The sequence below is a fragment of the Eisenbergiella sp. OF01-20 genome (assembly GCF_003478085.1).
In the GTDB taxonomy this organism is placed as follows: Bacteria; Bacillota; Clostridia; order Lachnospirales; family Lachnospiraceae; genus Eisenbergiella.
Genome location: NZ_QUES01000003.1, coordinates 69,763 through 93,272, shown reverse-complemented (window position 1 = coordinate 93,272; position 23,510 = coordinate 69,763). Strand labels below are relative to the sequence as shown.

Genomic DNA, 23,510 nt, shown 5'->3' with positions numbered 1-23,510 from the left:
TCTTAAATGCCTGAATAAATTAACCCATTCTATTTGTTACTAAACTGTATCATTTTTATACCAGCTTTAAAAAGAGTCGGCAAATGCATCAATTCATTACTATATGCCTGATTAGCCAATGGGCAGGCGCAATTCTTTCCTTTTATATATTTTCGAACCTCATCTGCCTTATCAGAATGCCAAAGTTTTTGAAAATCATATCCGTATTCTCTCAGGTTCCCCATTTCCTTCTCGTACCCCAATACACAACAAGGCCAAACCCCGCCATCATAATTAATATGCACATTAGAAACACCGGCATAACAAGGAATAACCTGCCTTTGTTCCTCTAATATCCGGCTGGCCATATCATAATAAACAACCCGCAGAGCCTCCGTCATCTTTGCCAGATTCTTTTTTGAAGATATATTTTCTTCAACCTTCCGTGCAAAATCCTTAATCAGCCGTTGATAAACTTCCGCAGAAGGAGTTATATCATCCCCTATATTAAAAAATTCGGTACGACATTCCGCTACTTCATTTCTGTAGCTTTCCACACCTAACGAATGAACAAAATCCTCAATTTCGTCAAGATGATCTATGTTAAAATTGGAAATGACCGTTCCCAGTTCAAGATGAAAATTATCGTATTTATCCTCCAGTTTTTTAAGCCCCTCAATAGTCTTTAAAAGACAATCAAAATTCCCTTTTACGCCTCTTATTTCATCATGCAGTTCTCCAATTCCATCTATAGAGGGTTTTACAGTAAAAGGAACCTCAGGATTATAGTTTCTTACAATCTGAATTATTTTTTCTGTATTCTTTACAATCCTGTCCGTCAGTATACCGTTTGTAGGAGTATGTACCACTTCAGGTTTTAAATACTTACAGGCTAATTCCACAATTTCAGGAAGATCCTTTCTGAGGAATGGTTCGCCTCCGCTCATATTAAAAAAATAGACCGGTTTCATGGTCTGAAAAATCTTTTCTATCTCATCAAGTTTCAAATCCTTTTGAGAACGTGTGGGATCCTGACAGAACATTTCACCAATCTGGCAGGTTTTACATCGTGACTGACATGCTGCTGTAACAGAATAGGTAAGTGTCATAGGATTAAATTTGGAATACCCAAACCATCTGTTAAATCGATAACCAGCCATATAGGGCATTAGTACGGTAAACAAATCACTTTTTTTCATAAGTAATATTTCTCCTAATCCATTAACTCATTATCTTTACACCATTGAATTGTCCTTTTCATTCCATCCTGCAAAGAAACCTGAGGGTTATAGCCGAGTAAACTTATAGCTTTTTCATTTGAAGTACTATGATCCAACGCAAGAAAATCTATTTTATTTTTTGAGATAAAAGCCTCTTTCTTCATTAATTTCTTACATACTGTTTCCACAAAACCGGCAAGGAAACAAGAAAGTTTATATCCAATATTGATATGAATTAGTTGGCTTCCCACATTATCCGCTATGGTTTTAAGATACTCGGAAGCCATAACATCTTTGGCTGCAGAAATGTTGAATATTTGATTGCTTGCCTGAAGATTACCGATTGCTTTTATAAAACCTTGGGTAACATCTGATATATAGGTAGGATGAAGATAAGATTTCCCATTCGTTGTAAGGACAAATCTTTTCCTTTGTATACTCCTATACATTTTTACTCTTCTGCTGTCCCCCGGGCCGTATACGAAATCCGGCCTTATAATTGTGTATGTTACGGTAGATTTTTCACAGAATGTTTTAATACACTGCTCTGCTAATACTTTTGTTTCCTCATATTTATTTCTGGGCGCATATGCTTCCTCTTCCTTGGCCAGACGGTGGCCAAATCCCTGTACTCCTGGAGTACTGCAGAAAATAAACTGTTTTATTCCTGCCTTTTCGCTCACTTCAAGCAGCAGCTTCGTTAACTCCACATTAACCTGATAATAGGTTTTCTCTGTCACACCAAATTGACCCATCTGTCCGATTAAGTGAATAATGATATCTTTATCCTTACATATATTTTCAAGCTGGCATGTATCTGCATAATCTACTTCCAAAACAAATAGTTGTTTGCTTATTGGCAGCGTACTTCTATTGCTTCCTTTGCGGACAAGTGCATAGATCATATGTTTTTTTTCTTTTATCAATTCTTTAATCAGCCATGAACCAATAAAACCATTTGCTCCTGTTATTACCACGTTCATTTTATCTACCTATCTGCTAAGTCTTTCTATTATCTCTGTCATCCGCTCCCAGGAAAATCTATAAGCCTCATCCCTTACATTTTTTTCAAAATCTGTTTCCTTCTGCTCTTGAAAATATGTAATTACAGCCTCCGCCAATTCTCCCTGGTTCCGTGCTTCCACCACATACCCTGTTTTCCCGTCCTCAACCACATCCGGCAGTCCTCCCACATCCGTAACCACCACAGGCTTCTCAAACCCATACGCAATCTGGACTATCCCGCTTTGCGTGGCATCAACGTAAGGCAGTACCACTAAATCACATGCAGCAAAAAATTTTTCTATCTCCCGGTCAGGAATATACCCATCATAAATATCGATAAATTCTTCTGCTTCATTTTCCTTTATTAAATTGACATACGCCTCTTTATTCTCTTCACTTCCAAAATCACCGACAATCATTAACTTAATATCTGCTATGTTACGGCTTATTTCAGGCATGGCTTCTATCAGATACCGCAGCCCTTTATACTCTCTTACAAAACCAAAAAACAGAAGTACTTTTTCCTGCATGGATTTTTTTAAAAGTTCCCTGGACTTTTTTTAGACAGGTTTTCAAACTTAAAGGCATTGTAGGTTGGATGAACTGTCTGTTCATATCTGGCATCCGGCATAATACTTTTCAAATCCCCGGCATCCGTTCCCGATTGTACAATAAAATAATTTCCCTGCTTCAGGACCATCCTCGTCAGCATTCTGTCCAACGGGAATCTTTCATGCGGGAATACGTTATGGCAGACAAACAGAATTTTTAATCCTCCCAGGGCTTTCGCCAGGCTCCAGTAGCATGGCGCAAAATAAGGATGCCACCATTGAATAATCACAAGATCCGGTTTTTGTTTTTTTATTTTTCCTGCTGTTGTAAACCAGTTTATTGGGTTTGCCGTATGTAACCAATAATTGGTGCCCTCAATTTTAAAACTGTCGTTATCATAATCTCTTTGCTTATTTTTATAAAGCAGCCTGGGATACTGGAATTTGTAAGAGACCATGGTAACCTTATATTTCTTAGAAAGTGCACGGTACATCAGACCTGTATAATGGGAAATGCCTCCTTTATACGGGTATACCGGCCCTACAAGAACTATATTTTCCATGTTCTCTCTCATCTCATTTTTCCTGTATTCTTCTTCATACCTGCAGGTTTTCCGTCATTCTTTGGTTTTCGCAAAGCGGAAACCACTCCTGTCACAAACACTGCAGCAATTAAAACAATAATAACGATTCTCCAAACCTTTGAACGTGTTATTGCTTTTCTCTGCATTTCCAAAGATTCAATAAATGCACCGTCCTCTTCCCCGATTTTCTGCATTTCCTGTTCAAGTGCCGTCGTATCCACTGCCGCAGATAGCGTCAAATCCGATGAAGGTACATATGCCGTTTTCCCCTGGTAATAAATTTCATACCAGCCATCCGTTTCTTCCCCCACAACAAAAAGATGGGTCCCAACCGGCAGTTCCACTACGGAAGCTGCATTCTCCGAGGGCTGTCCGCGGCCAATCGTATCCACTGCAGCTGCCATTAAATTCCCCTGGACATTAGCATTCTGTGATCCATCCGCTTCCTCCGCCCGCACGTGCAAAGACATATAGCCGCCCCATAAAAGCAGAAGTAATAATCCTAATAATAAACGAAATGCTTTCTGTCTGAAATTATCTATATCTCTGGTTTTTCTCATTTTTATCCCTCTTGCATATCACAGGCCTGCCTGCAATACTGCATCAATCCGTAGTTTAAAAGGCAATCTCAATCCTGCTCTATCTTCCCTTTTTCCTTACCTTACTGCCGCCCCGTCACTGCGTTCCGGGCTAAAATAAAGAATATCCGTTGTTAAGTCCTTCTTCTTATCCTCTTTCACCGGCGCTTCCCTGTCATATTCCATCCGTTTCACATGATACTGCACATCCTGCAGTATTTTCCTGTTTGCCGCAATCACATCCGCAACCAGACCTATCATAAAGGTCAGAAATCCAATTATAATCAGGGTACACGCCAGAATAAGGGACTGTATATGCCCGCTGCCCGTACCGTTTGCAAGAAAATATAAAAACCGCACGCCAATCCCCAATCCGATCAGCACGCTTGGAATCGACAGCAGGGTAAAGCACATAAGCGGCTTGTACATCATATAGGCCCGCAAAATTGTCAGCACCGATTTTTTCACATAGCCCCAGATACTCTTGAATAACCTGGAGGGACGCAGTTCCGCATTTGTCCGGATGGGAACGCTTGTGACGGCAATTTTTTCCCTGCCCGCCTGTACGATCGTCTCCAACGTATAGGTATAATCATTTACCACATTCACGCGCATGGCGGCTTCCCGTGAAAAGGCACGGAAACCGCTGGGTGCATCGGGAATTTCCGTATGGGAAGCTTTGCGCACCACCCAGCTTCCGAAATGCTGCAGTTTCTTTTTTACAAAGGAAAAATGCTCCGTATCATCAATAGGCCTCTCTCCGATTACCATATCCGCTTCCCCGTCCAGAATGGGTTTAATCAGTACCGCAATGTCGTCTCCGCAATACTGGTTATCGGCATCGGTATTCACGATGATGTCGGCGCCGCATTTCAGGCAGCCGTCCAGGCCGGCCACAAAACCTTTTGCCAGCCCCTTGTTCTGTTTAAAGTTTACTACATGATGCACGCCCCATTTCCGGGCCACTTCCACCGTATCGTCATGGCTTCCGTCATTGATGATCAAATACTCGATCGCATCAATTCCATCCAGTTTTTTGGGCAGATCATTGAGTGCTACTTCCAGAGTTTCCGCTTCGTTATAACACGGGATTTGAATAATCAGTTTCATAACAGCCTCCGCTTTCTCCGATGGTACGTTGCTGACGCTTCCTGTCCGTTCTTTCCTATCCGTCACGAATCAGGAATTATAGTACAGACACAGATGCCCGGCTTCCCAGCTTCTTTCGTATTGTGTTTCCATTATTTTTCTATATTCACTGCCGGCTTCCAGGATAAGCTTATCGTTCCCGCGTATATCCTCCGGCCTGATTTCCGTTTTCCCTGCATCCCAGATTTCAATTTTTATTTCTCTCATCCGGAACTGTACCTGTTGTATGTAAGGATTATCTCCTTCGTAAATGTGGATAATCCGGCCTGAATCATCCATCTCCATCGCTTCCTTCAGCTTGTCCGCAATCTGTATATCCCCATATCCATAGGAATTCCCGATATAAACATAATGCTCGCCCGCCTGAAGCCCAAGCGCCGCCTGCAGACACAGCATACCTGCCAGAATCCATTCCGCCTGTCTTTTTCCAAATACGGTTATTACCAGAGCCAGTAAAAGCATCAGGCATACCCCGGCTCCCCAGGCCTTCCATAAAAAAGGAATTGCCCGGAAGTGTTCTTCCTCGAGCAGATAACTCATACCTATCATAAAATAGCCATGGATATTGTCCATGCCGGTATCATTTGCATGGATAATAAAAGTTGCAATCCCGGCAAACAGCGCCGTGCTTCCTATCGCTATGCCGGTGCCAAGCCACAGCCTCCGGCTTTCCAGGACCTTCTTGATTCCCAGTGCCAGAAGAAGGGGAACAATCAATTCGCTGTATCTTCCATGTATAAATAAATCCAATCGGCTGTTTCCCGTATCCGCACTGCCCAATGTGTAAATCACTGTAACTATAAACTGTGCCGCAGTCGCAAGAAGCATAAAACACCAGATATAATCTTTTTTTACCAGGTTTCCTTTTTTCCAATCCCGAAAGGTATCAGCCACTTTTGTTATAAGGAGATACATTCCCCAATAAGCAAGACCACAGGTTGCCAGCCCCAGATACAGTGCTTTACCGGCGCAGCCCGCCAGAAAATTCTTAATCCCGCTGATACTCACCAGAACCTTAAGCTTTTCCCACTGTCCGGAATAGTCATTGTATTGAAGCAGTTCCTCCGAGGCCCCATGATAAAGCTTTTCAATCAGGCCATCCTTTATTCCCAACCCAACTAAAACGAAAGCAAACAGCAGAAATAATGCCAATAGTACATTTTTACGAAGTTTGGAATCCTTATTGCCAAAAGCCCACAAAAGCAAAGTCACGCTCCCTGCCGCAATCATTCCAATACTTCTCATGTGCACGAAATAGATATATACCAGCGCCGCCGACAGCCCGACAGCCGTCAATGCGCGGGGTTTTTCAAGGAAACAGACAAATAAATAACATATCAGGATATATAAAAACAGAAGCAGGCCTTCCGTCATTGTCATCTGCATATAAAAAATCCAGGGCGGGTATAGCACGGCAATCCCGCTGATTATCACAGCCCTTTCTTTTTCCATTCCGGGAAAAAGTTTCTGCATCAGCTTATACAGCAGCAGAAGCCCGATGCACATCAAAATCATATTTATAACTACCGCCGTCCGGTAGGCAAGAATAGAGTCTTTAACAAAATAGAGAATGGGGGCTAATACCAGGCTGTATCCGAAGGAATAATAGGAGCCGAGAGAGGTAGCCTCCGACCAGTCCCACCCCAGCATTTTTGCAGCCGGCGCCCAGTATCCGAATTCATCCGGAAACAGGGAAAAACCAAAGATACGCTGCAGCCCGTACTGGCACAGGCAAAAACACAGAAGCATCAGCAGCACCAGATAGACAGCTGCTTTGTTTTTTTTCCACTTATGTAACATACCCGTCCCTTACGAGAATACTGGGAAACAACCGACAGCCGCCTGCCGGTCATCTCCCAGACATCTTTCCTGTTGTTTTCTTATGGTTATCCTGTCAAATTAAGCTACAGGATACATAATCATTGCATATGCGCCAAGACCGCCTGTCGTATTAAAAGTTACGGTGTTAGGATCTGCATCCAGGTCGGGAAGCACTTCAATAACGCCGCCGGGACGTACACAGATCATAGCATACGCGAAGCCTGCCTTAACAGCGCTCTTCGGGATTCCGAATGCCATGGTTATAGGCGCTCCGTCCTGTGCCAGCAGGGAAAATTTTCCGCCTGCAAGCTTGCCCAGTTCTACGTTAACGGTAGCAATTACGGTACCGCCAACTGCTCCGGCAGCCGCATTGATGCTTGCCATTGCTGCAGGGCTCTTTGCTTCATTGATATCGTATACTCTTGTATAAGGCTGCTCTCCTGCTGCCAGGCCGTAGCCTGCTGCCAGGGTCGCCTTATCGGTTGCAACTACAGTTCCGGGAATTGTCTTGGACATATACGCTCCCTTTACTGTGGAAGTCAAAACTTTTCCGCCAACGCTTACTGTGCTTGTCTCGGGGATCGTAGCGGCTACTTCTGTTGATACGGAAGTACTGGATCCTTCGGACGGAGCATTATTGTTGGTAGATGCGTTCACTCCCATCACCGGAGCCATGACAAGGCTCAGTGCAAGTGCCGTTGCAAGCACTTTTTTTAATGACTTACTTTTCATCTTCTTCTCCTCCTTGCGTGTCATTAAATTTATATCCAATCATGCATCAGTTAGGAACACATAATTTGAATATCCTCTGTAACTATGTGAGATGTTCTGTACGGCTTTCCCCGAAAGCATCCTGTTCCTGCTTACTGCCCACTCCTCTGGCAAAAATAAGCATCATATCAAGGCAGCACTCGTATTCCGCCGGCGTCAGGCCTTTCAGAATATTCATTACTGCCGTTCCTTTATCAGGTAATTCCTCTTTCTTTTCTTCCGGGTTTCCATATATAATATAATCCAGGGATATGCCATAGAGATCGGACAGGGCTATCAGCGTCTCTATACTCATACCGCAGCTTCCGCGTTCGATATCCGCATAGTATTTTTCCACCTTGCCCACTCTTTCGGATACATATCCTCTGCTCCAGCCCAGCTGTTTCCGCCGCTCGTACAGGCGGTTGCCTGCCATCAGACGGTTGTAGCTTTTTGATTGGGACATTTTATACACCTGCTGTCTTTCCTGACGGGATCCGAGTTTTCGTAAAATACTTCCTTTTGCGAAAGAAACGGCAGATCACAATGTACTACAGTTATGTTGTAAAAAATGACCATTTTTTTGACGGCCTATGGCTGTGTTTTAAGATGCCAGCCTGTATCCGGCCATCAATTGCTTTTTTCTTTCCATATCGGAATGAACGTATATTCTCATGGTCGTGGTAATGTTGGAATGACCCAGCAGTTCGCTGAGCGTTTTCATGTCAAATCCTCTGGAGATACAGTTTGTTGCAAAAATATGCCGGAGCATATGGAAATTAAAATAGGGGATTTCCAGCTGTTCCAGGATTTTTTTAAAGCGGTACTGCAGGGTCCTCGGTTCCAGATATTCTTTTTTCTTCCCGGAAAGGACATATCCCTCCTTCGTTCCTTTTAACCCTTTTAAAAATTCCAGCAGATAGGCCGGCAAAGGGATTTCCCGGTTGGAGCTTCTGGATTTGGGGCCGGTTACGATAACCTTGGTTCCGCTTTTTTCCTGCTGGAATGTGCGGATCCGCTGCATCGTTCCCCTTATCCGGATCGTGCCCTGCTCCCAGTTTATATTTTCCCACTGCAGGGCGCATAGTTCTCCGATCTGCAGGCCGCAGCAGCCGGATAACAGAATCCCGATGCTGGTAGGATCTTTATCCTTTGCCCGGTTCAGGAGGCAAGCTTCCAGCTTGCGCAGCCTGTCTCCTTCGGGGGGCGTAATGGTTTTATTTTTGACCGGGGCCGGAGGCGGCGGGCACTGGGGGATGCCGCATTGATATTTTTTATCCAGGAAGCGGAAAATCTGGCCCGCTATCACATGGATCTGATGCTGGTATGTACCGGAATATTTTTTACCCTTTTCCTTTCTTTCCGGGTGTTCCGGAAAAGACAGCTGTTTTTCCGTTAAAAAAATGCAGGCCGGCTGCGTTCCCCATAGAGGGAGGATATGTTTTTCCGTAATGGAGCGGTAGGTTGCATAGGTTGACTCCTTCCATTTAATCCTGTTCTCCTCCAGCCAGAGTCCGGCGGCGTCCCCCAGTGTCAGCATGGGCGGAAGCTGTGTTTTTTTCCCTGACGGCTGCATAAGGGCCTGTTTTCTCAAAATCAGCTTTTCCCTGACCTCCCGGTAGGAATGCCCGTATACGGAACGGTACGAAGTTTTTGTGCCTAAAACCTGGGGAATACGGTATCTGCCTTCCCATCTTCCATCTTTTCTTTTATATATATTTTCGCCTTTTCTTGCCATAATCTCCTCCATTGTCCTGACGAAATAGTTGACGGTTCATAAATTAACCGGAACCGCTTGCCGGAAAATCTTTTTTAGATATAATCTGATTTCTGTTACTATTTTACTTGTTTAAAGTTACATCGTTACATTTGTTTGGTGAATTAGACGAATTTCGTGCAAAAGTAAATATTAATTTTATATTTTATACATAGATTGACAAAATTTAAAACCTCTTTTATAATAAATCTCAAAAGAGCATTGTATTATTATAGATTTTAAGACAGAGTTTCTTTCGCAAAAGGAAGTATTTTACGAAAAGGATTTCCGAACTTATTACGGCAGGCGTTCCATACGCCTGTTTTTCTTTTGCTTTTTTCAGGACAGCGGGATCCCCCGTAACCTTTTCCTGTCCGGATAAAGTCATCCGTTGACCATAAAAAAATTAAGTGCCGCTTTTTTTCAGGAAATATAGGGGGTAACTTTTCCACTTTATACATGCTTTCTACCACTCTGTCCATTCCGGCGGCATGTATTCCTTCCTATAATATAGGCATCGGCACGGCAGGCTGTTTTCTTAATGCTGCCGGCAGTTTATCAATCACTTACAGGAGGGGACAAATGAATACGAACAGTCAATTCAGGGAACTGGACGGCAGGCAGACGCAGCTGCTGGATCCGGAGCTGCGCCGGCGCGAGGACGAAAACCGCAGCTATATGATGCATCTGGAAAACCGGTTTTTATTGCTGAATTTTAATCTGGAGGCAGGGCGTGACACCTCTGCGGAAGCTATCGAAGGTATGCATGGCGGCTGGGAATTTCCCACCTGCGAGCTGCGGGGGCATTTTCTGGGGCACTGGCTTTCTGCAGCGGCTATGCGTTATCATGCATCGGGAGACAGGGAAATCAAAGCGAAAGCGGACAGTATCGTGGATGAGCTGGCGGAATGCCAGAAGGAAAACGGAGGGCAGTGGGCGGCTCCTATCCCGGAGAAATATCTGTACCGTATCGCAGGCGGGAAGCAGGTATGGGCTCCCCATTACACCATCCATAAGGTATTTATGGGCTTACTGGATATGTACGAATATGCGGGAAATGAGACGGCACTGCAGATTGCAGAGAATTTTGCTGACTGGTTCTATGACTGGACAAAGGATTTCAGCCGGGAACAAATGGATGATATCCTGGACTTTGAAACCGGCGGCATGCTGGAGATCTGGGTTCAGCTATTCGGCATTACGGGTAAAGAAAAATATGCGGCGCTGATGGAACGGTATTACAGGGGCCGGCTGTTTGATCCTCTTCTGAAAGGTGAGGATGTTCTTACCAATATGCATGCAAACACCACCATACCGGAGGTTATCGGCTGTGCCAGGGCCTATGACGTGACGGGTGATGAAAAATGGCGGAAAATCGCAGAGAATTACTGGGATCTGGCGGTAACCCAAAGGGGACAGTACGCTACCGGAGGGCAGACCTGCGGAGAAATCTGGTCGCCGAAAAAGAAGCTGGGGGCCAGACTCGGCCTGAAGGGCCAGGAGCATTGTACGGTCTACAATATGATCCGGCTTGCGGGCTTTCTTTTCCGCTGGAGCCGGGATCCGGCTTATCTGGATTATCAGGAACGGCTGCTGTATAACGGCCTGATGTCCCAGGCCTACTGGCAGAGCGATCTGAGCCATGGCTTTACCAGCCCTTATCCTTCCAGGGGTCTGCTCACGTATTTTCTTCCCATGCGGGCCGGGGGAAGGAAGGGCTGGAGCAGCAAAACCGGTGATTTTTTCTGCTGCCACGGAACAATGGTGCAGGCTAACGCAGCTTTCAACAGGGGGATTTATTACCAGCAGGAGGATCATTTATATGTCTGCCAGTATCGGGACAGCCAGACCACATGCACGGTAAACGGCAGCAGCGTGACGCTTTTGCAGCGCGCAGATCCTCTGACGGGCAGCTCTCATCTGGCAAGTACCTCCTCGGCAAAACAGTCCGTGCTGGAGGATACCCGGAAATACCCTTCTCAGCCGGACTGTCTGGTTCCCTGTCTGAAGCTGGAATTAGAAAAAGATACGGAAATGACGCTTCAGCTGCGTATACCCGGATGGCTTGCCGGCGAAGCCGTTATCCTGGTAAACGACACGGAAGTATATCGAAGCAGCGATTCCTGCCTTTTTGTACCGTTAAAGCGTGTCTGGAAAAACGGGGATGTTATCCGCATCCTTCTTCCCAGGGCGGTAACCTGCTTCCCGCTTCCGGAGGATGAAAGCACGGTTGCCTTCCTGTACGGCCCCCTCGTCCTGGCCGGCCTGTGTGAAGAGGAGCGCATCCTTCAAGTACCGGATGCCGCCCATCCGGAGCAGATTCTTACCCACGACAACGAACGGGAATGGGGAAGCTGGAAGTCCACCTTCCGAACCACCGGACAGGAAAGGGGCATCCGTTTCATCCCGTTACACGAAGTGGGTTATGAACCCTACAGCATTTATTTTCCGGTTAAATCAGACCAATAAGTTCCCGGCAGCACCCGTCCTTCAAAAAAACGGGAATCACTTCCAGGGGAGCCTGTACGAGAACCGTCTGTCCGCCTTCATAGGCCGTACCGTCATGGAGATATGTCCAGGTATGGCCTGCGGGCAGATATACCCTTCGTTGTACCGCCCCTTCATACAGGATCGGCGCTGCCAGCATATCGCTGCCGAACATATACTGCTCCTTTAATTCCCAGCAGCACTCCTGCTCCGGGAATTCATAGAACATAGGACGCATCACCGGCCTTCCCCATTCATGGGCTTCCTGCATCAGCTGCCTTATATAAGGGCGCATAGCCTCCCGGAGACGGATATAAGAGGTCAGAATCCGGCAGATATCCTCCCCGAAGCTCCATACCTCGTTGGGGCCGCCGGAATGCTGGTACCTGGTGCCGTCTGTTCCAACCACCTCTTCCGACGGGAGGCGATCGCCATGAAGGCGCATCACAGGGCAGAAGGTTCCCCATTCAAACCATCGGACCAGGAGCTGCCGGAATTCCTCTTTTTCCGGATTTCCTCCGGTAAAGCCGCCGATATCGGTGGTCCACCAGGGGATTCCTGCAATTCCCATATTCAGCCCGGCACACAGCTGCCTCCTGAGAGTGCCCCAGTCGGAATGGATATCCCCGGACCAGACAAGGGCGCCATACCGCTGGCTCCCCGCCCATGCACAGCGCACCAGGCTGACTATCTGCTCCTCCCCTGCCTGATGCAGCCCTTCATAAAAGGCCCTGGCAAAGAGCTGGGGATACAGATTCCCGATTTGTGCCTGGGTTCCCATACGGCACCGGTAATTATCATAGTCATACACAGATAAGCCCGGCTCCGCCTCATCCAGCCAGAACAGGCGGATCCCTTTCTCATAATAGTTCTTCCTGCATTTTTCCCACAGATAATCCCTTGCCTGCGGATTGGTCACATCGGTAAAGGTGCTGTTTTCATTGAAAAGCTTGGCGAGATCTATCCCTTTCTCCGCCTTGACCAGGTACCCCTTCTGCTTCATTTCTTCATAATTTTCACTGGTCCAGGCCACCTCCGGCCAGACGGAAACCATCAGCTCCACCCCCATTTCCTTCAGGGCGCGTACCATTCCTTCCGGATCAGGGAAAAAAGCTTCGTCGAACCGGAAATCCCCCATCCTGGGCCAATGGAAAAAGTCACACACGATCACGTCCAGCGGAATTTCCCGCCGCCGGTATTCCCGGGCCACTTGAAGAAGCATCTCCTGGTTCCAGTACCGCAGCTTGCACTGCCAGAAGCCCAGGCCATATTCCGGCATCTGCGGCACCGTCCCTGTGGCCGCCGCATAAGCGCATTCTATTTCATCCGGCGTATCCCCTGCCGTAATCCAATAATCCATCTGCCGTGTACTCTGTGCCTGCCACTGCGTGGTATTCGCACAGAAGCTGACACGTCCCACAGCCGGATTATGCCACAAAAAGCCATAGCCCAGGCTGGACAGCACAAAGGGGACACTGGCCTGGGAATTTCTCTGCGCCAGCTCCAGGCTGCAGTTCTTAATATTCAGAAAATCCTGCTGATACTGCCCCATCCCATACAGCTTTTCCTCCGCCTGCGAGGCAAAGGTGACGGTCAGTTCATAATCGCCGCCGATAACCGGTTTAAACCAACGGCTCCTCCTGTTCAGAGCCCCGCCCTTCCCTTCTTCCTGAAGCAGCAGGCACCCTTTCCTATCGTAAAAAGAAAGACAGACCGGCCCGCCTTCCTCCCGTGCACCGCCTTCTCTCTCCATAACCGCCCGCAGCCCGCCGTTCCTGATCTCACTCTTACCCGTACCGATATCCAGGAAAACCTCTGTCTGCGCCGGAGGAAGAAGTGCATAATCCGTATCCTCCGGATCCCCCATTATGGCGCTCCTCACCCGGAAACTGTTGTTTCCCCAAGGCTCCACCACCAGGGTTTCCCCGTCCCAACGATACACCAGCCTGTTCCCTTCCCTGCTCATTGTCTGCATGTCTGCCCGCTCCTTTTCCCTATTATGCCGCTTATACTATTCTGGTACTATTATAGGGGTTTACCAACACACAAACAAGACACAATTACCAGAAAATCCGGCTCTTGCGCAGTCGTCCGGCAGCTCCGCTTTCCTTTGGACGGCTCCCCCTCCGGGCGATAGTCCGGGCCGGGGAGTCCGCATCCCCCTATTCCCCCACAGAATGCCTGGTCACCATAGTACGTACCAGCCCGGCCAGTGACACGCCGCCCATATGCATATCCTGATCCCCGAAACGCATCACCTTGTTCTGTCCCTTTTCCACAGGAAGCCACTGCGCAAGCCCCGGCCCATTGGGATTTCCGGTTTTGATAAAATGGGAGAAATAATCCACCATAGCCTCCGACAGCCGGTAATCCCATTCCGTAAAGGGTCTCCAGCCATTTGCCAGCGTACCGAATACATACCACAGATCCGAAGAATGCCATGCCCCGTTGTCATCACCGGGCAGCTGCCGGCAGAAGAAATAAGCATAGCTGCTGCATTTGCCCTGTTCAGATTGGATTCCGGCCCATCTTCTTGCCATTTTATGAATAAGGGGCGGCATAATATCCTCACTGGTGGATCCGCACAAATAAGGGATTGCAAGCTGGTGCCCCGCTCCGGCCGCCGCCCAAGCCGTCTCTGTAAGCATGGTCCCGTCCAGTACGGGGCCTGCAAAGGCCATGGCATTTTTCTTCTCCCTGCCCAGTCTTGCGAATTCCTCAAAAAGCCTCTCCGGCCCTATCTCACGCAGCGCCTGCAGATCCGGAGCCTTCAGACGGCCGGCCAGTTCCTCCCAGAAAGAAAAGGCAGCCCGGGCGGTGCGTGGGGCCAGCAGACGGGAAACGCCCCCGCCGCTCAGCATGACGGCACCGGAAATAAGGCCCCTGGTCAGAGGGCTGACGCACAGCTGCTGTACGCTCATAGCCCCTGCCGACTGCCCCATAATGGTAATGCGTCCCGGATCTCCTCCGAACGCCGCTATATTGTCATACACCCACTGAAGCGCACACAGCTGATCATACAGACCATAGTTGCCGGTATGTCCCGCCTCCGTTTCCAGCTCCGGCAGGCAGCAGAAGCCCAGCGGTCCCAGCCGGTAGTTGCAGGTTACCAGAATGATCCCCCGTTTACAGTAGGCTTCTCCCGAAAAATGCTTTTCATGCCCGCAGCCTCCCTTAAAGCCGCCTCCATGGATATAGAAAAGCACCGGCGCATCCCGGCTTTCCACAGGCGCCCATATATTCAGGAAAAAGCAGTCCTCGCTGTAGGTATAAGTTTCTCCTTTCCGAAATTCCCGGTAGTAAAAGGCCTTTTCCGGTACCTCCTCTTCGTTATAAAAGGCACGGGGCTGAAAGCTGCAGGCGCCGAAGCTGCCCGCATCATAAACGCCTTCCCAATGGGTCACCTGTCCGGGATATTCCCACCGCCCTGCTTTTGCATAACGGATCCCTTTAAAAACAGCAACGCCCTCTTCTTTTCCTTCCGCTCCCTGTATGAGTCCGCAGGGCGTCTGTACCCGGTAATCCTGTATCATTGCGTTTTACTTTCCTTTCCTGTTATAAGCCGCCGGCATCCATGGAAACCGTTCCATAACCCCGTCTTCAAACCCCTTAAGGCGGGCAAGGTTTTCCACCACACCAGGCATATCCAGCCTTTTTACAAGCTCGTCGATCCTCCGTTTCCCCTCATCCGCCAGCTCCTGCCTGCGTCCGGGTGTGGGCAGCGCCGTCGTGGAAGCATGATCCCTCGGATCCCCAAAACAGTATCCCACGCTCCCGCTCTGGTAGGCCATATTGAAAAGCCCGTTAAAGGGCGCCACCGTCTGGGGCTTCATGGAGAAAAATTCCGTAGTGAGAGGTACGTCCTCCAGCCTTCCCAGGATATCATAAGCCCCCAGGAACATCCCATCCAGCTTTTCCATAAAAGCGGCGGGATTTTTCTGCATATCCTCTGCCTGAAACAAATCCTTTGCTGCGCCGAACATCTGCATAGTCATATCCATATAAAGAATGGGAACGCCGGTTTCATCGAAAAAATCCCGCACCATAGGACTGCAGGTCATATGCGCCGGCCCGTGCAGGCTGATATAGATCTGGCGTTGGAAGCCCTGACGCAGCAGACTGCGTGCAATGGCCCCCAAATAATCAATTCCCTGACGCACGCTGACCTGTGTGGTTCCCCTTCCGCTGGCCGTGGCACCCGCATAAAAATAGGGGAGCCCCGACAGAACCAGGCCGTCACAGGCCTCCGCCATTTTAAGTGCCACCGCCTCACTGATAACCGTCTCACAGTCCAGCGGCAGTCCGCCGTGCATCTCAACCGTCCCCACCGGCACGATGATGATATCCTTTTCTTCCAGGTACGCTTCTACCTCACTGTTTAATAATTTCGGCAAAAAACGGCTTCGCAGTTCCATATTGATCTCCTTTCTGCTTTGTACGGGCGGCGGTAACCCGATCCTTTCCCGGGCTTATGTATGACACCGCCGTCCGCTGCTTTCCTTTATTTTCCGGACTGCTCCGGATTCCTGGATGCCGACATTAATTCCCGGATTTCCGGAGTGATATTCCACACAAATTTCAGGGAAACCCAGCAAAGGAACAGGAAAACTGCAGGTGTCAGCACGACGAGGGTTTTAATTCCCATCTGTACGCCCGCCGACTGGGCCTGTGCCCCCGGCACATACCCGATGACTCCCAGCAGGGCCACTGCCGCCGAGGAACCCAGGGCCTGCCCGATACGGCGCATCAGGTTGAAGGTTCCGTAAATGGATCCTTCCGTCCTTTTTCCGGTAACATATTCGTTATAATCAATGGCTTCTCCCACCATGCCCCACTGCATCAGCACGGTTATACCGCCGAAACCGCTGGCAAATGCGGATACTCCCATATAAAGGAAAATATTATTGGGGAGCAGGAACAGGAGGACATACAGGGCAACGCTGATAAGCTGGCTGGCACGCACTGTTTTTTCCAGCCCTTTTTTGGCAACTATTTTAGGAACCAGTGCCAGGAAAATAAAACTCAGCCCCATACTGATCAAGGTCATCATGCTCATCATGCTGAGAGCGCCAAGCACATCCCTGTACATATAAATGCCGAGTGTGGTGCCCATATACTGCATGATACAGTAAAATAACCCCTGAAGGCACAACGCCACAAACGCACGGTTCTTTTTGAATACCACCAGAATATCCGTAAATTTAATATCGCTGGAATCCTTGATATCCTCTTCCACAGGCCGGGAATTGTGTTCGCAGGTCCACTTGCAGCTCAATATACAGGCGATAAAGCCCACCACCGCACATAGGGTAACGCCTGCCGTGTATCCCAGCTGAGGATTGGCTGTCATGGTGTCGATGATAATCGGGAACATAAACATAGGAATAAGATTTCCAATCATGGAACCAAACCCCCTGGCGCTGGACAGGTTGGCACGTTCCGCATCATTTCCCGCCATTGCGCTTAAAAGGGATCCATAGGGAATATTGAACATGGTATAGCTGGCTTCATATAACAGATAGGTAACCAGGGCCACCAACACCTTGGCCGCACCGTTTACATAGGTGGGAGCCGTATACATCAGAATGGCCGTTATAAGCAGGAGCGGCGTCGCCCTCACCATCCATGGACGGAATTTTCCCTTGCTGCTGTGGGTGCGGGCGAACACTTTATCCATCAGAGCGCCCATCATGGGATCGTTGACGGCATCCCAGATTTTCAGGATCAGATACATGGAGGCAACCGCCCCGGTGGTAAGTCCCGCTACTTCCGTGTAATAGGGTGTCAGAAAAGAACCCATTACCGCAAAAGTCATACAACCGCCCAGATCTCCCATGGCATAACCTATCAGATTTTTTCTGGTAAGGCTGCTGCGGGAGGAAGAAACCGATGTTTTTCCCATATTTTTCTCTCCTTTTTATTTTGCCAGCGGCTTGCTTTTTTCTTTCCGCTTCCGTATACTCAAAGCATACGTTATTGAAATCACAATTAGAATTGTTAATTCTGCAAATAACTTTGTTATTCCGGCAAATATTTCCGTCACATTGTATAGATTGGATAAAATATGGATAGAGAAATTATTGAAAATGCATATAAAACTTTTGTAGAAAAGCGCCTTATGAATAGTATAAGTATGCAAAAGTTAAAACAGGTCCTGTTTCATCTCGAGGGAAGTACCGAAAATCTTTACCAGCAGCTCCCCATGGTGCAAACCGGTGCACAGATCAACCACGATACCAGCCACACGGCGGACCAGATAGATCTCCATTCTCATGTTTTTTATGAAATATTGTTTGTCTGCCGCGGTCAGAACGTGCAGTATCTCTGGAACAATAACCGCTACCGTCTGCAAAAGGGGGATATCATGCTGATTCCGCCCGGGGTGACGCACCGGCCTGTTTTTTCCGGGGAGTTTACAGAACCCTATGAACGCTACGCACTATGGATTGATCCCGATTTTTTTCATTCCCATGCATCCCAATTCCCGGAACTCAATTATGCCCTGGAGCAATGCCGCCTTGCGGACAGCGGTCTGCTCCGCAGTACAAACGCCACCTACTCCGGCCTTTATGCCGGTTTTCATACGCTGTGGCTGGAACAGGAGGGACAGCGCTTCGGCTGGGAGGCCGCCGTAGCTCTGGGGGCTATCCATTTAATGATACATATCAGCCGCACCTTTTATTACCGCAATACCTCCGTTGCCAAAACGGAAACCCGGAGCTTGTTTGATGATGTTTTCCAATATATTGATACCCATTTGTGTGAAAAGCTTACCCTGGATCATGTCGCAAGCCAGTTCCATGTGAGCAGCTCCACCATATCCCACATGTTCCGCAAACAGCTGGATGTCTCCTTTTACCATTGTGTCATCCAGCGCCGGCTGATCCATTCAAAAAATAAAATCCTGCAGGGTACCGCCCTTCAGGATGTATGGGAGTCCTGCGGCTTCCCGGATTACTCTTCTTTTTACCGCCTTTTCAAAAAAGAATACGGTATGTCTCCCAGAGAATTCCGCATGCTGAATATGCACAAACCGGATTCCGGCTGATCCGTTCCGTGCACCGGATTTTTGTCCGTATAAAAAACAGGCAGCCGTCCGCTATGCCCGTCTGCCTGTTTCCCCGTCTTCCGCCGGTTCAGATACTTCTGCCGATATCCTCCATCAGTTCTTCCTGGAGATCCTCATCCATCATTTTCATATCGCCTGCAAAGACCTCCGGATAAGGAAATATTTTATCACCGAAAATCTTGCCGAAGGACACATAAATCTTGTTATCCTTCAGTCCGATGATACTTCCCATCCCGAAACGTTTGTGCACCACTTTTTTGTCCATGATTCTCATCTTTTGCAACCTCTTTCTTTTATTCCCGCACGTAACTTTCCGCCATATCCTGTCCCTCCCCGCCAACCTTCCGGGTAATATACTCCTCCATGTTTTCCTGGGGTAAATCCAGGCTGGCGGAAAGCTCCCCGTACAGATTATCCTCCGCCATCTTAAAATACTTCCGATCCATGGCCGTAATTTTTTTCCCCTGGGAGAGACGCTGCTGGTTCCGGCTCCAGAGCGTTTTGATGATCTTAATCCATTCCCGGCAGTCACAGCTGTTCACCGCCTGCTTATAATTCATTTCCCGCAGACGCTCATCCGCCACCCAAAGATGCCCGACGGAAGGGATGCTTTCAATCAGTTCCATAGCTTCTTCCCTGTTAAGAATCCTCCGCATTACCGTCTTCTGTCCGTCCACCGGTGTAAAAATCCTGCCATCCTTATCATGGACAGGCCGTAGGATATAATACAGCTTATCCCTGTCCGCCCCGCTTATAGTAATCGTTGAAATATCCGTCACTTCACAGACACCTTTGCTTCCGTAAATGATCAATTCCCCTTTTTGAAACATGCTGCCGCTCCTTTCTTCCTGCGGTACCGATCCCGGCCCGCATAAAAGCCGTACTCCGCTGCTATTCCAGGAAAAGGAAAAAACCATGCTGCCCCAAATAGTACGGCAGTACGGTTTTCCCGGGTTTCCTGTATTTATTTTACCAAATCCCAAAGGGTTGGGGCAAGTGATTTTTCTTGTTATACATGCATTTTTGTTTATTTTTACGCATATACAGAGCAGAAAAATTGTGTACTTTTACGTAATCTACCAGATCAGTCTGAACGGTTACACTTTTACATTATTTATACCAGTCCGGAAAAAGATTGCTAGTTACAATTTTTATCTGAAATGCTATACTATTGTCAGGCTGGCGCCGGAATTTTTTTACGAATTGACAGCAGATTTTTAGGAGATACGGTTATGATAGAAATACTGAACGGCACGCATGAGACAGTGGCATACCGGGATATGAAAGGCATCAAGGTATTTATGAATACGGATCCCGAAGATTTTCCCCTACACTGGCATACCGCGCTGGAACTGATTATGCCCACGGAAAATGGCTATACGGTGCGGACCAACGGAGAGACCGTCCGGTTTTCTCCGGGGGACATTATACTCATTCCTCCGGGAGAGCTGCATTCTCTTCACGCTCCGGGGAAGGGGGAACGGATGATACTGCAGTTTGATTATTCCCTGTTCTGCGGTCTGGCAGGTATGGATTCCCTGCTGCACATGCTTCGGCCTTATCGTCTGATACAGGCCGGGAAATCCGGCGGACTGGCGGAAACGCTGCGGGCTTATCTGGAGGAAATCATGACGGAATATACCGGCGAGGATCCTTTCCGGGAGCCCATTGTCCATTCCCTGTTCCTCCGCTTTTTTGTGGCCTTAGGACGCAGGAGTCTGGCCGATGGGAATAAATTCCCCGATATCTCTCCCAGCAAGCAGCAGGAATATATTGAAAAATTTATGTCTATCTGCAGCTATGTAAATGATCATTGCACGGAAGCGCTGAGTATAGAAGCCCTTGCCTCTATGGCCGGTTTCAGCAAGTATCATTTTTCCAGGCTCTTTAAGCAGTTCACAGGTATTTCCTGCTACGAATATTTAATCAGCAGGAGGCTTGCGTACGCGGAAAGGCTGCTGCTTGCGCCGGATCTGTCCATTACGGAAGTGGCTATGCAGTCCGGCTTCAACAGCCTTTCCACCTTTAACCGGATATTTAAAACGGCCAAAAACTGTACGCCTTCCTCTTATAAATCCCTGAACAGGGGAACCCGGCTTGATACCGCCGGTTCCCCGTCCCTGTAATCAGGCAAGGCTGATTTCCACCTTTGCAGGTTCGGTTCCGGTCAGGCTGATGCTTCTGTCATCAGGCTGGCTGGTTCCTACGGACAGGACAAAATGGCTTCCGTCCACATACTTCTTTCCTTCTTCATCCACTGCCATCAATGCTTCATAAGGAACCTTCAGCTCTATTTCCGCTGTTTCCCCTTTTTTCAGACTTACTCTCTTAAATGCACACAGACTGTGATTGGGTACGGCATATCGGGAATCCAGATCCTTGATATAAATCTGAACCACCTCATCCGTATCATAAGCTCCCGTATTTTCCAGCACCGCTTTTACCGTGAAGGCTTCCCCTTCCGTGACCTCACCGGCCAGTCCGGCTGTTTTAACAATAACCTTTCCATAAGTAAGACCATATCCAAAAGGATACAAAGGCTCTTTTTCCAGGTAACGGTAGGTTCTGCCCTTCATGGAATAATCCTCAAAGGAAGGGAAGCCGTCCAGATCCTTGTAGAAGGTAACGGGAAGCTTTCCGGATGGAGAACAGGCACCAAACAGGATATCTGCCGCCGCTTTTCCGCCTCTTGCACCGGGATACCATACCTGGAGAATCGCATTTACATGCTCCGCCGCATACTGCATGTCGATAGCGCTTCCCGACATCATGCACAGCACCACCGGTTTTCCGCAGCCTGCCACCGCTTCCAGAAGCTCTCTCTGGGATTCGGGCAGCTCCAGATCCTTCTTATCCCCGGAGGCGTAGCTGTTTCCGGTATCGCCTTCCTCGCCCTCCAGATTTTCATCCAGCCCAAGGCAGAGAATTACCACATCACTGTGCTCTGCCACCGTAAGCGCTTCCGAAATACGATCCTGCTTCCATCCCAGGCCTTCTACCTTTTCCTTATAAATATGGCAGCCTTCCGAATAGTAAACACGCACATCCTCACCCACATAGTCCTGGATCCCTTCCAACAGGGTGATATAGCGGGAGGATGTCCCATGGTAATTTCCTACCAGGGGAGTACGGCTGTCCGCATTGGGGCCGATAACGCCAATCGTCTTCAGGCCGTCCTTATGCAGAGGAAGGATGCCGTCATTTTTCAGGAGCACCATACTCTCCCTTGCCATTTTCTGAGCCAACTCCAGATGCTCTTTACATTCCACCACTTCAAAAGGAATGTTGTCGTAACTGTTTTCATCAAAGCAGCCCAGCAGGAATCTGGTGGTAAAAAGACGTTCTGCCGCCTGTGTAATCTCCTCTTCCGTAACAAGCCCCTGCTGGTATGCTTTCAGCAGATGCAGATACGTAACGCCGCAGTTCACATCACAGCCGGCCTTCAGGGCCAGCGCCGCAGATTCTTCCGGTGTTTTGGTTACCATATGATGCATATGGAAATCGGCGATTGCCCAGCAGTCGGATACATAATGTCCTTTAAAATCCCATTCCTCCCTTAAGATATCCCGGATAAGGGTGGGGCTGCCGCAGCAGGGTTCCCCGTTTGTCCTGTTATAGGCACCCATCACGGACTCCACCCCTGCCTCTTTTACACAGGCCTCAAATGCGGGAAGATACGTTTCATACATATCTTTTTTGCTGGCCTGTGCATCAAATTCATGACGCAGGCTTTCAGGGCCGGAATGTACGGCAAAATGCTTGGCACAGGCCGCTGTTTTCATATAGGTGTCATCCTGGCTTCCCTGAAGCCCTTCCACATAGGCGACACCCAGCCGGGAGGTCAGATAAGGATCCTCACCGTAAGTCTCATGTCCCCGTCCCCATCTGGGATCCCGGAAAATATTTACGTTAGGTGACCAGAAAGTAAGTCCTTTATAAATATCCCGGTCATCATGTCTGGAATATTCATTATATTTGGCTCTTCCTTCCGTTGCTACCGCATCGCCCACTGTTTTCAGCAGCGCATCGTCAAAGGAAGCCGCCATGGCGATTGCCTGAGGGAAGCTGGTCGCCACGCCTGCCCTCGCCACGCCGTGAAGCGCTTCATTCCACCAGTTATAGGTGGGAATACCCAGACGGGGAATAGCCGGGGCATCATATCTTAACTGGGATGCCTTTTCTTCCAGTGTCATCCGGGATACCAGTTCGCGGGCTTTATTTTCCGCCCATTCTCTGTTTCGCATTATATCACTCCTCCATAGTTTCGGTTTCTCCCGTCCGTATGCATCATCCGGCTCTAAGCAGGCATGTCCGCCAGAGTGAATTTTCAAACACACTCCAGTATCGCAGAGCCCGGAGCGGATGCGAAAGGACGGAAAGTGACTGTCTTTCGACGTTATCATGTGAAATTATTATAACAAATCCATGCGCCGGCTTACTTCCGAAATATAGCTGGCTGCTGGTTAAATATTGCGGTTCTGTCCGGGCTATGTTACAATCAAAGCAGGCAATGAATTCAACAATTCTGATTATCTTTACTCTTATTTACCGTGTCTTTTCA

20 protein-coding genes are annotated in these 23,510 nt (G+C 48.3%); 3 read left to right on the top strand and 17 right to left on the bottom strand.

Annotated elements, in window-relative coordinates:
* Positions 1-29: 29 nt before the first annotated feature.
* From DXA36_RS05885 to DXA36_RS05845, 10 genes are all read right to left on the bottom strand, one after another.
* Positions 30-1,178, bottom strand: coding sequence for a radical SAM/SPASM domain-containing protein (locus DXA36_RS05885; protein ID WP_118677282.1), 1,149 nt, complete (start codon positions 1,176-1,178; stop codon positions 30-32).
* Between the two features lie 14 nt (positions 1,179-1,192).
* Entirely contained in the window at positions 1,193-2,182 is a 990-nt protein-coding gene (locus tag DXA36_RS05880) for an NAD-dependent epimerase/dehydratase family protein (RefSeq protein WP_118677280.1), read from the bottom strand.
* 9 nt (positions 2,183-2,191) lie between these two features.
* Positions 2,192-2,734 (bottom strand): glycosyltransferase family 4 protein, encoded by a 543-nt coding sequence (locus tag DXA36_RS33480; RefSeq protein ID WP_243114576.1) that lies wholly within the window; start codon positions 2,732-2,734, stop codon positions 2,192-2,194.
* 8 nt (positions 2,735-2,742) lie between these two features.
* Positions 2,743-3,330: a glycosyltransferase gene (locus DXA36_RS33475; RefSeq protein WP_243114575.1), complete on the bottom strand. Its 588-nt coding sequence runs from the start codon at positions 3,328-3,330 to the stop codon at positions 2,743-2,745.
* Positions 3,327-3,899 (bottom strand): SH3 domain-containing protein, encoded by a 573-nt coding sequence (locus DXA36_RS05870; protein WP_118677278.1) that lies wholly within the window; start codon positions 3,897-3,899, stop codon positions 3,327-3,329. The genes DXA36_RS33475 and DXA36_RS05870 overlap by 4 nt, the downstream gene beginning before the upstream one ends.
* Before the next feature lie 96 nt (positions 3,900-3,995).
* Positions 3,996-5,027 carry a glycosyltransferase family 2 protein gene (locus DXA36_RS05865; RefSeq protein ID WP_118677276.1) on the bottom strand — a complete coding sequence of 344 codons (1,032 nt, stop codon included), beginning with the start codon at positions 5,025-5,027 and terminating at the stop codon, positions 3,996-3,998.
* 69 nt (positions 5,028-5,096) lie between these two features.
* Positions 5,097-6,866 (bottom strand): hypothetical protein, encoded by a 1,770-nt coding sequence (locus DXA36_RS05860; RefSeq protein ID WP_118677274.1) that lies wholly within the window; start codon positions 6,864-6,866, stop codon positions 5,097-5,099.
* A 99-nt stretch (positions 6,867-6,965) separates the two neighbouring features.
* Positions 6,966-7,619, bottom strand: coding sequence for a hypothetical protein (locus DXA36_RS05855; protein WP_118677272.1), 654 nt, complete (start codon positions 7,617-7,619; stop codon positions 6,966-6,968).
* 82 nt (positions 7,620-7,701) lie between these two features.
* Positions 7,702-8,103 (bottom strand): helix-turn-helix domain-containing protein, encoded by a 402-nt coding sequence (locus DXA36_RS05850; protein WP_243114574.1) that lies wholly within the window; start codon positions 8,101-8,103, stop codon positions 7,702-7,704.
* A gap of 138 nt (positions 8,104-8,241) precedes the next feature.
* Positions 8,242-9,375, bottom strand: a complete 1,134-nt coding sequence (locus tag DXA36_RS05845) for a site-specific integrase (RefSeq protein WP_118677270.1) — start codon at positions 9,373-9,375, stop codon at positions 8,242-8,244.
* A 600-nt stretch (positions 9,376-9,975) separates the two neighbouring features.
* Here DXA36_RS05845 and DXA36_RS05835 point away from each other — a divergent pair.
* Positions 9,976-11,862: a beta-L-arabinofuranosidase domain-containing protein gene (locus tag DXA36_RS05835; RefSeq protein ID WP_118677684.1), complete on the top strand. Its 1,887-nt coding sequence runs from the start codon at positions 9,976-9,978 to the stop codon at positions 11,860-11,862.
* Here the strand turns inward: DXA36_RS05835 and DXA36_RS05830 are convergent.
* The 4 genes from DXA36_RS05830 to DXA36_RS05815 all read right to left on the bottom strand — a co-directional run bounded on the left by DXA36_RS05830 (position 11,846) and on the right by DXA36_RS05815 (position 17,782).
* A complete protein-coding gene (locus DXA36_RS05830; RefSeq protein WP_118677266.1) occupies positions 11,846-13,855 on the bottom strand; it encodes a glycoside hydrolase family 31 protein in 2,010 nt (669 codons plus the stop codon). The two genes, DXA36_RS05835 and DXA36_RS05830, sit on opposite strands and share 17 nt — an antisense overlap.
* 187 nt (positions 13,856-14,042) lie before the next feature.
* Positions 14,043-15,413 (bottom strand): carboxylesterase/lipase family protein, encoded by a 1,371-nt coding sequence (locus DXA36_RS05825; RefSeq protein WP_118677264.1) that lies wholly within the window; start codon positions 15,411-15,413, stop codon positions 14,043-14,045.
* 6 nt (positions 15,414-15,419) lie between these two features.
* Entirely contained in the window at positions 15,420-16,289 is an 870-nt protein-coding gene (locus DXA36_RS05820; protein WP_118677682.1) for a creatininase family protein, read from the bottom strand.
* A 92-nt stretch (positions 16,290-16,381) separates the two neighbouring features.
* Positions 16,382-17,782 carry an MFS transporter gene (locus DXA36_RS05815; protein ID WP_118677261.1) on the bottom strand — a complete coding sequence of 467 codons (1,401 nt, stop codon included), beginning with the start codon at positions 17,780-17,782 and terminating at the stop codon, positions 16,382-16,384.
* 216 nt (positions 17,783-17,998) lie between these two features.
* On the opposite strand from DXA36_RS05815, the gene DXA36_RS05810 reads away from it, so the two are divergent.
* Entirely contained in the window at positions 17,999-18,928 is a 930-nt protein-coding gene (locus tag DXA36_RS05810; RefSeq protein ID WP_182478951.1) for an AraC family transcriptional regulator, read from the top strand.
* 88 nt (positions 18,929-19,016) lie between these two features.
* On the opposite strand, the gene DXA36_RS05805 is transcribed toward DXA36_RS05810, so the two are convergent.
* Positions 19,017-19,223, bottom strand: a complete 207-nt coding sequence (locus DXA36_RS05805; protein ID WP_118677257.1) for a hypothetical protein — start codon at positions 19,221-19,223, stop codon at positions 19,017-19,019.
* Positions 19,224-19,242: 19 nt separating this feature from the next.
* A complete protein-coding gene (locus DXA36_RS05800) occupies positions 19,243-19,779 on the bottom strand; it encodes a CarD family transcriptional regulator (protein WP_118677255.1) in 537 nt (178 codons plus the stop codon).
* Between the two features lie 330 nt (positions 19,780-20,109).
* Between DXA36_RS05800 and DXA36_RS05790 the strand changes: the two genes are divergently transcribed.
* Positions 20,110-21,075, top strand: a complete 966-nt coding sequence (locus tag DXA36_RS05790) for an AraC family transcriptional regulator (protein ID WP_330424984.1) — start codon at positions 20,110-20,112, stop codon at positions 21,073-21,075.
* On the opposite strand, the gene DXA36_RS05785 is transcribed toward DXA36_RS05790, so the two are convergent.
* Positions 21,076-23,193, bottom strand: coding sequence for a glycoside hydrolase family 3 C-terminal domain-containing protein (locus tag DXA36_RS05785; RefSeq protein WP_118677249.1), 2,118 nt, complete (start codon positions 23,191-23,193; stop codon positions 21,076-21,078).
* Positions 23,194-23,510: the final 317 nt, after the last annotated feature.

Coding starts and splice junctions, on each gene's coding strand:
- DXA36_RS05885 (WP_118677282.1), bottom strand. CDS start 1,178: ATGAAAAAAAGTGATTTGTTTACCGTACTAATGCCCTATATGGCTGGT.
- DXA36_RS05880 (WP_118677280.1), bottom strand. CDS start 2,182: ATGAACGTGGTAATAACAGGAGCAAATGGTTTTATTGGTTCATGGCTG.
- DXA36_RS33480 (WP_243114576.1), bottom strand. CDS start 2,734: ATGCAGGAAAAAGTACTTCTGTTTTTTGGTTTTGTAAGAGAGTATAAA.
- DXA36_RS33475 (WP_243114575.1), bottom strand. CDS start 3,330: ATGAGAGAGAACATGGAAAATATAGTTCTTGTAGGGCCGGTATACCCG.
- DXA36_RS05870 (WP_118677278.1), bottom strand. CDS start 3,899: ATGAGAAAAACCAGAGATATAGATAATTTCAGACAGAAAGCATTTCGT.
- DXA36_RS05865 (WP_118677276.1), bottom strand. CDS start 5,027: ATGAAACTGATTATTCAAATCCCGTGTTATAACGAAGCGGAAACTCTG.
- DXA36_RS05860 (WP_118677274.1), bottom strand. CDS start 6,866: ATGTTACATAAGTGGAAAAAAAACAAAGCAGCTGTCTATCTGGTGCTG.
- DXA36_RS05855 (WP_118677272.1), bottom strand. CDS start 7,619: ATGAAAAGTAAGTCATTAAAAAAAGTGCTTGCAACGGCACTTGCACTG.
- DXA36_RS05850 (WP_243114574.1), bottom strand. CDS start 8,103: ATGTCCCAATCAAAAAGCTACAACCGTCTGATGGCAGGCAACCGCCTG.
- DXA36_RS05845 (WP_118677270.1), bottom strand. CDS start 9,375: ATGGCAAGAAAAGGCGAAAATATATATAAAAGAAAAGATGGAAGATGG.
- DXA36_RS05835 (WP_118677684.1), top strand. CDS start 9,976: ATGAATACGAACAGTCAATTCAGGGAACTGGACGGCAGGCAGACGCAG.
- DXA36_RS05830 (WP_118677266.1), bottom strand. CDS start 13,855: ATGCAGACAATGAGCAGGGAAGGGAACAGGCTGGTGTATCGTTGGGAC.
- DXA36_RS05825 (WP_118677264.1), bottom strand. CDS start 15,413: ATGATACAGGATTACCGGGTACAGACGCCCTGCGGACTCATACAGGGA.
- DXA36_RS05815 (WP_118677261.1), bottom strand. CDS start 17,782: ATGGGAAAAACATCGGTTTCTTCCTCCCGCAGCAGCCTTACCAGAAAA.
- DXA36_RS05810 (WP_182478951.1), top strand. CDS start 17,999: ATGAATAGTATAAGTATGCAAAAGTTAAAACAGGTCCTGTTTCATCTC.
- DXA36_RS05805 (WP_118677257.1), bottom strand. CDS start 19,223: ATGAGAATCATGGACAAAAAAGTGGTGCACAAACGTTTCGGGATGGGA.
- DXA36_RS05800 (WP_118677255.1), bottom strand. CDS start 19,779: ATGTTTCAAAAAGGGGAATTGATCATTTACGGAAGCAAAGGTGTCTGT.
- DXA36_RS05790 (WP_330424984.1), top strand. CDS start 20,110: ATGCTATACTATTGTCAGGCTGGCGCCGGAATTTTTTTACGAATTGAC.
- DXA36_RS05785 (WP_118677249.1), bottom strand. CDS start 23,193: ATGCGAAACAGAGAATGGGCGGAAAATAAAGCCCGCGAACTGGTATCC.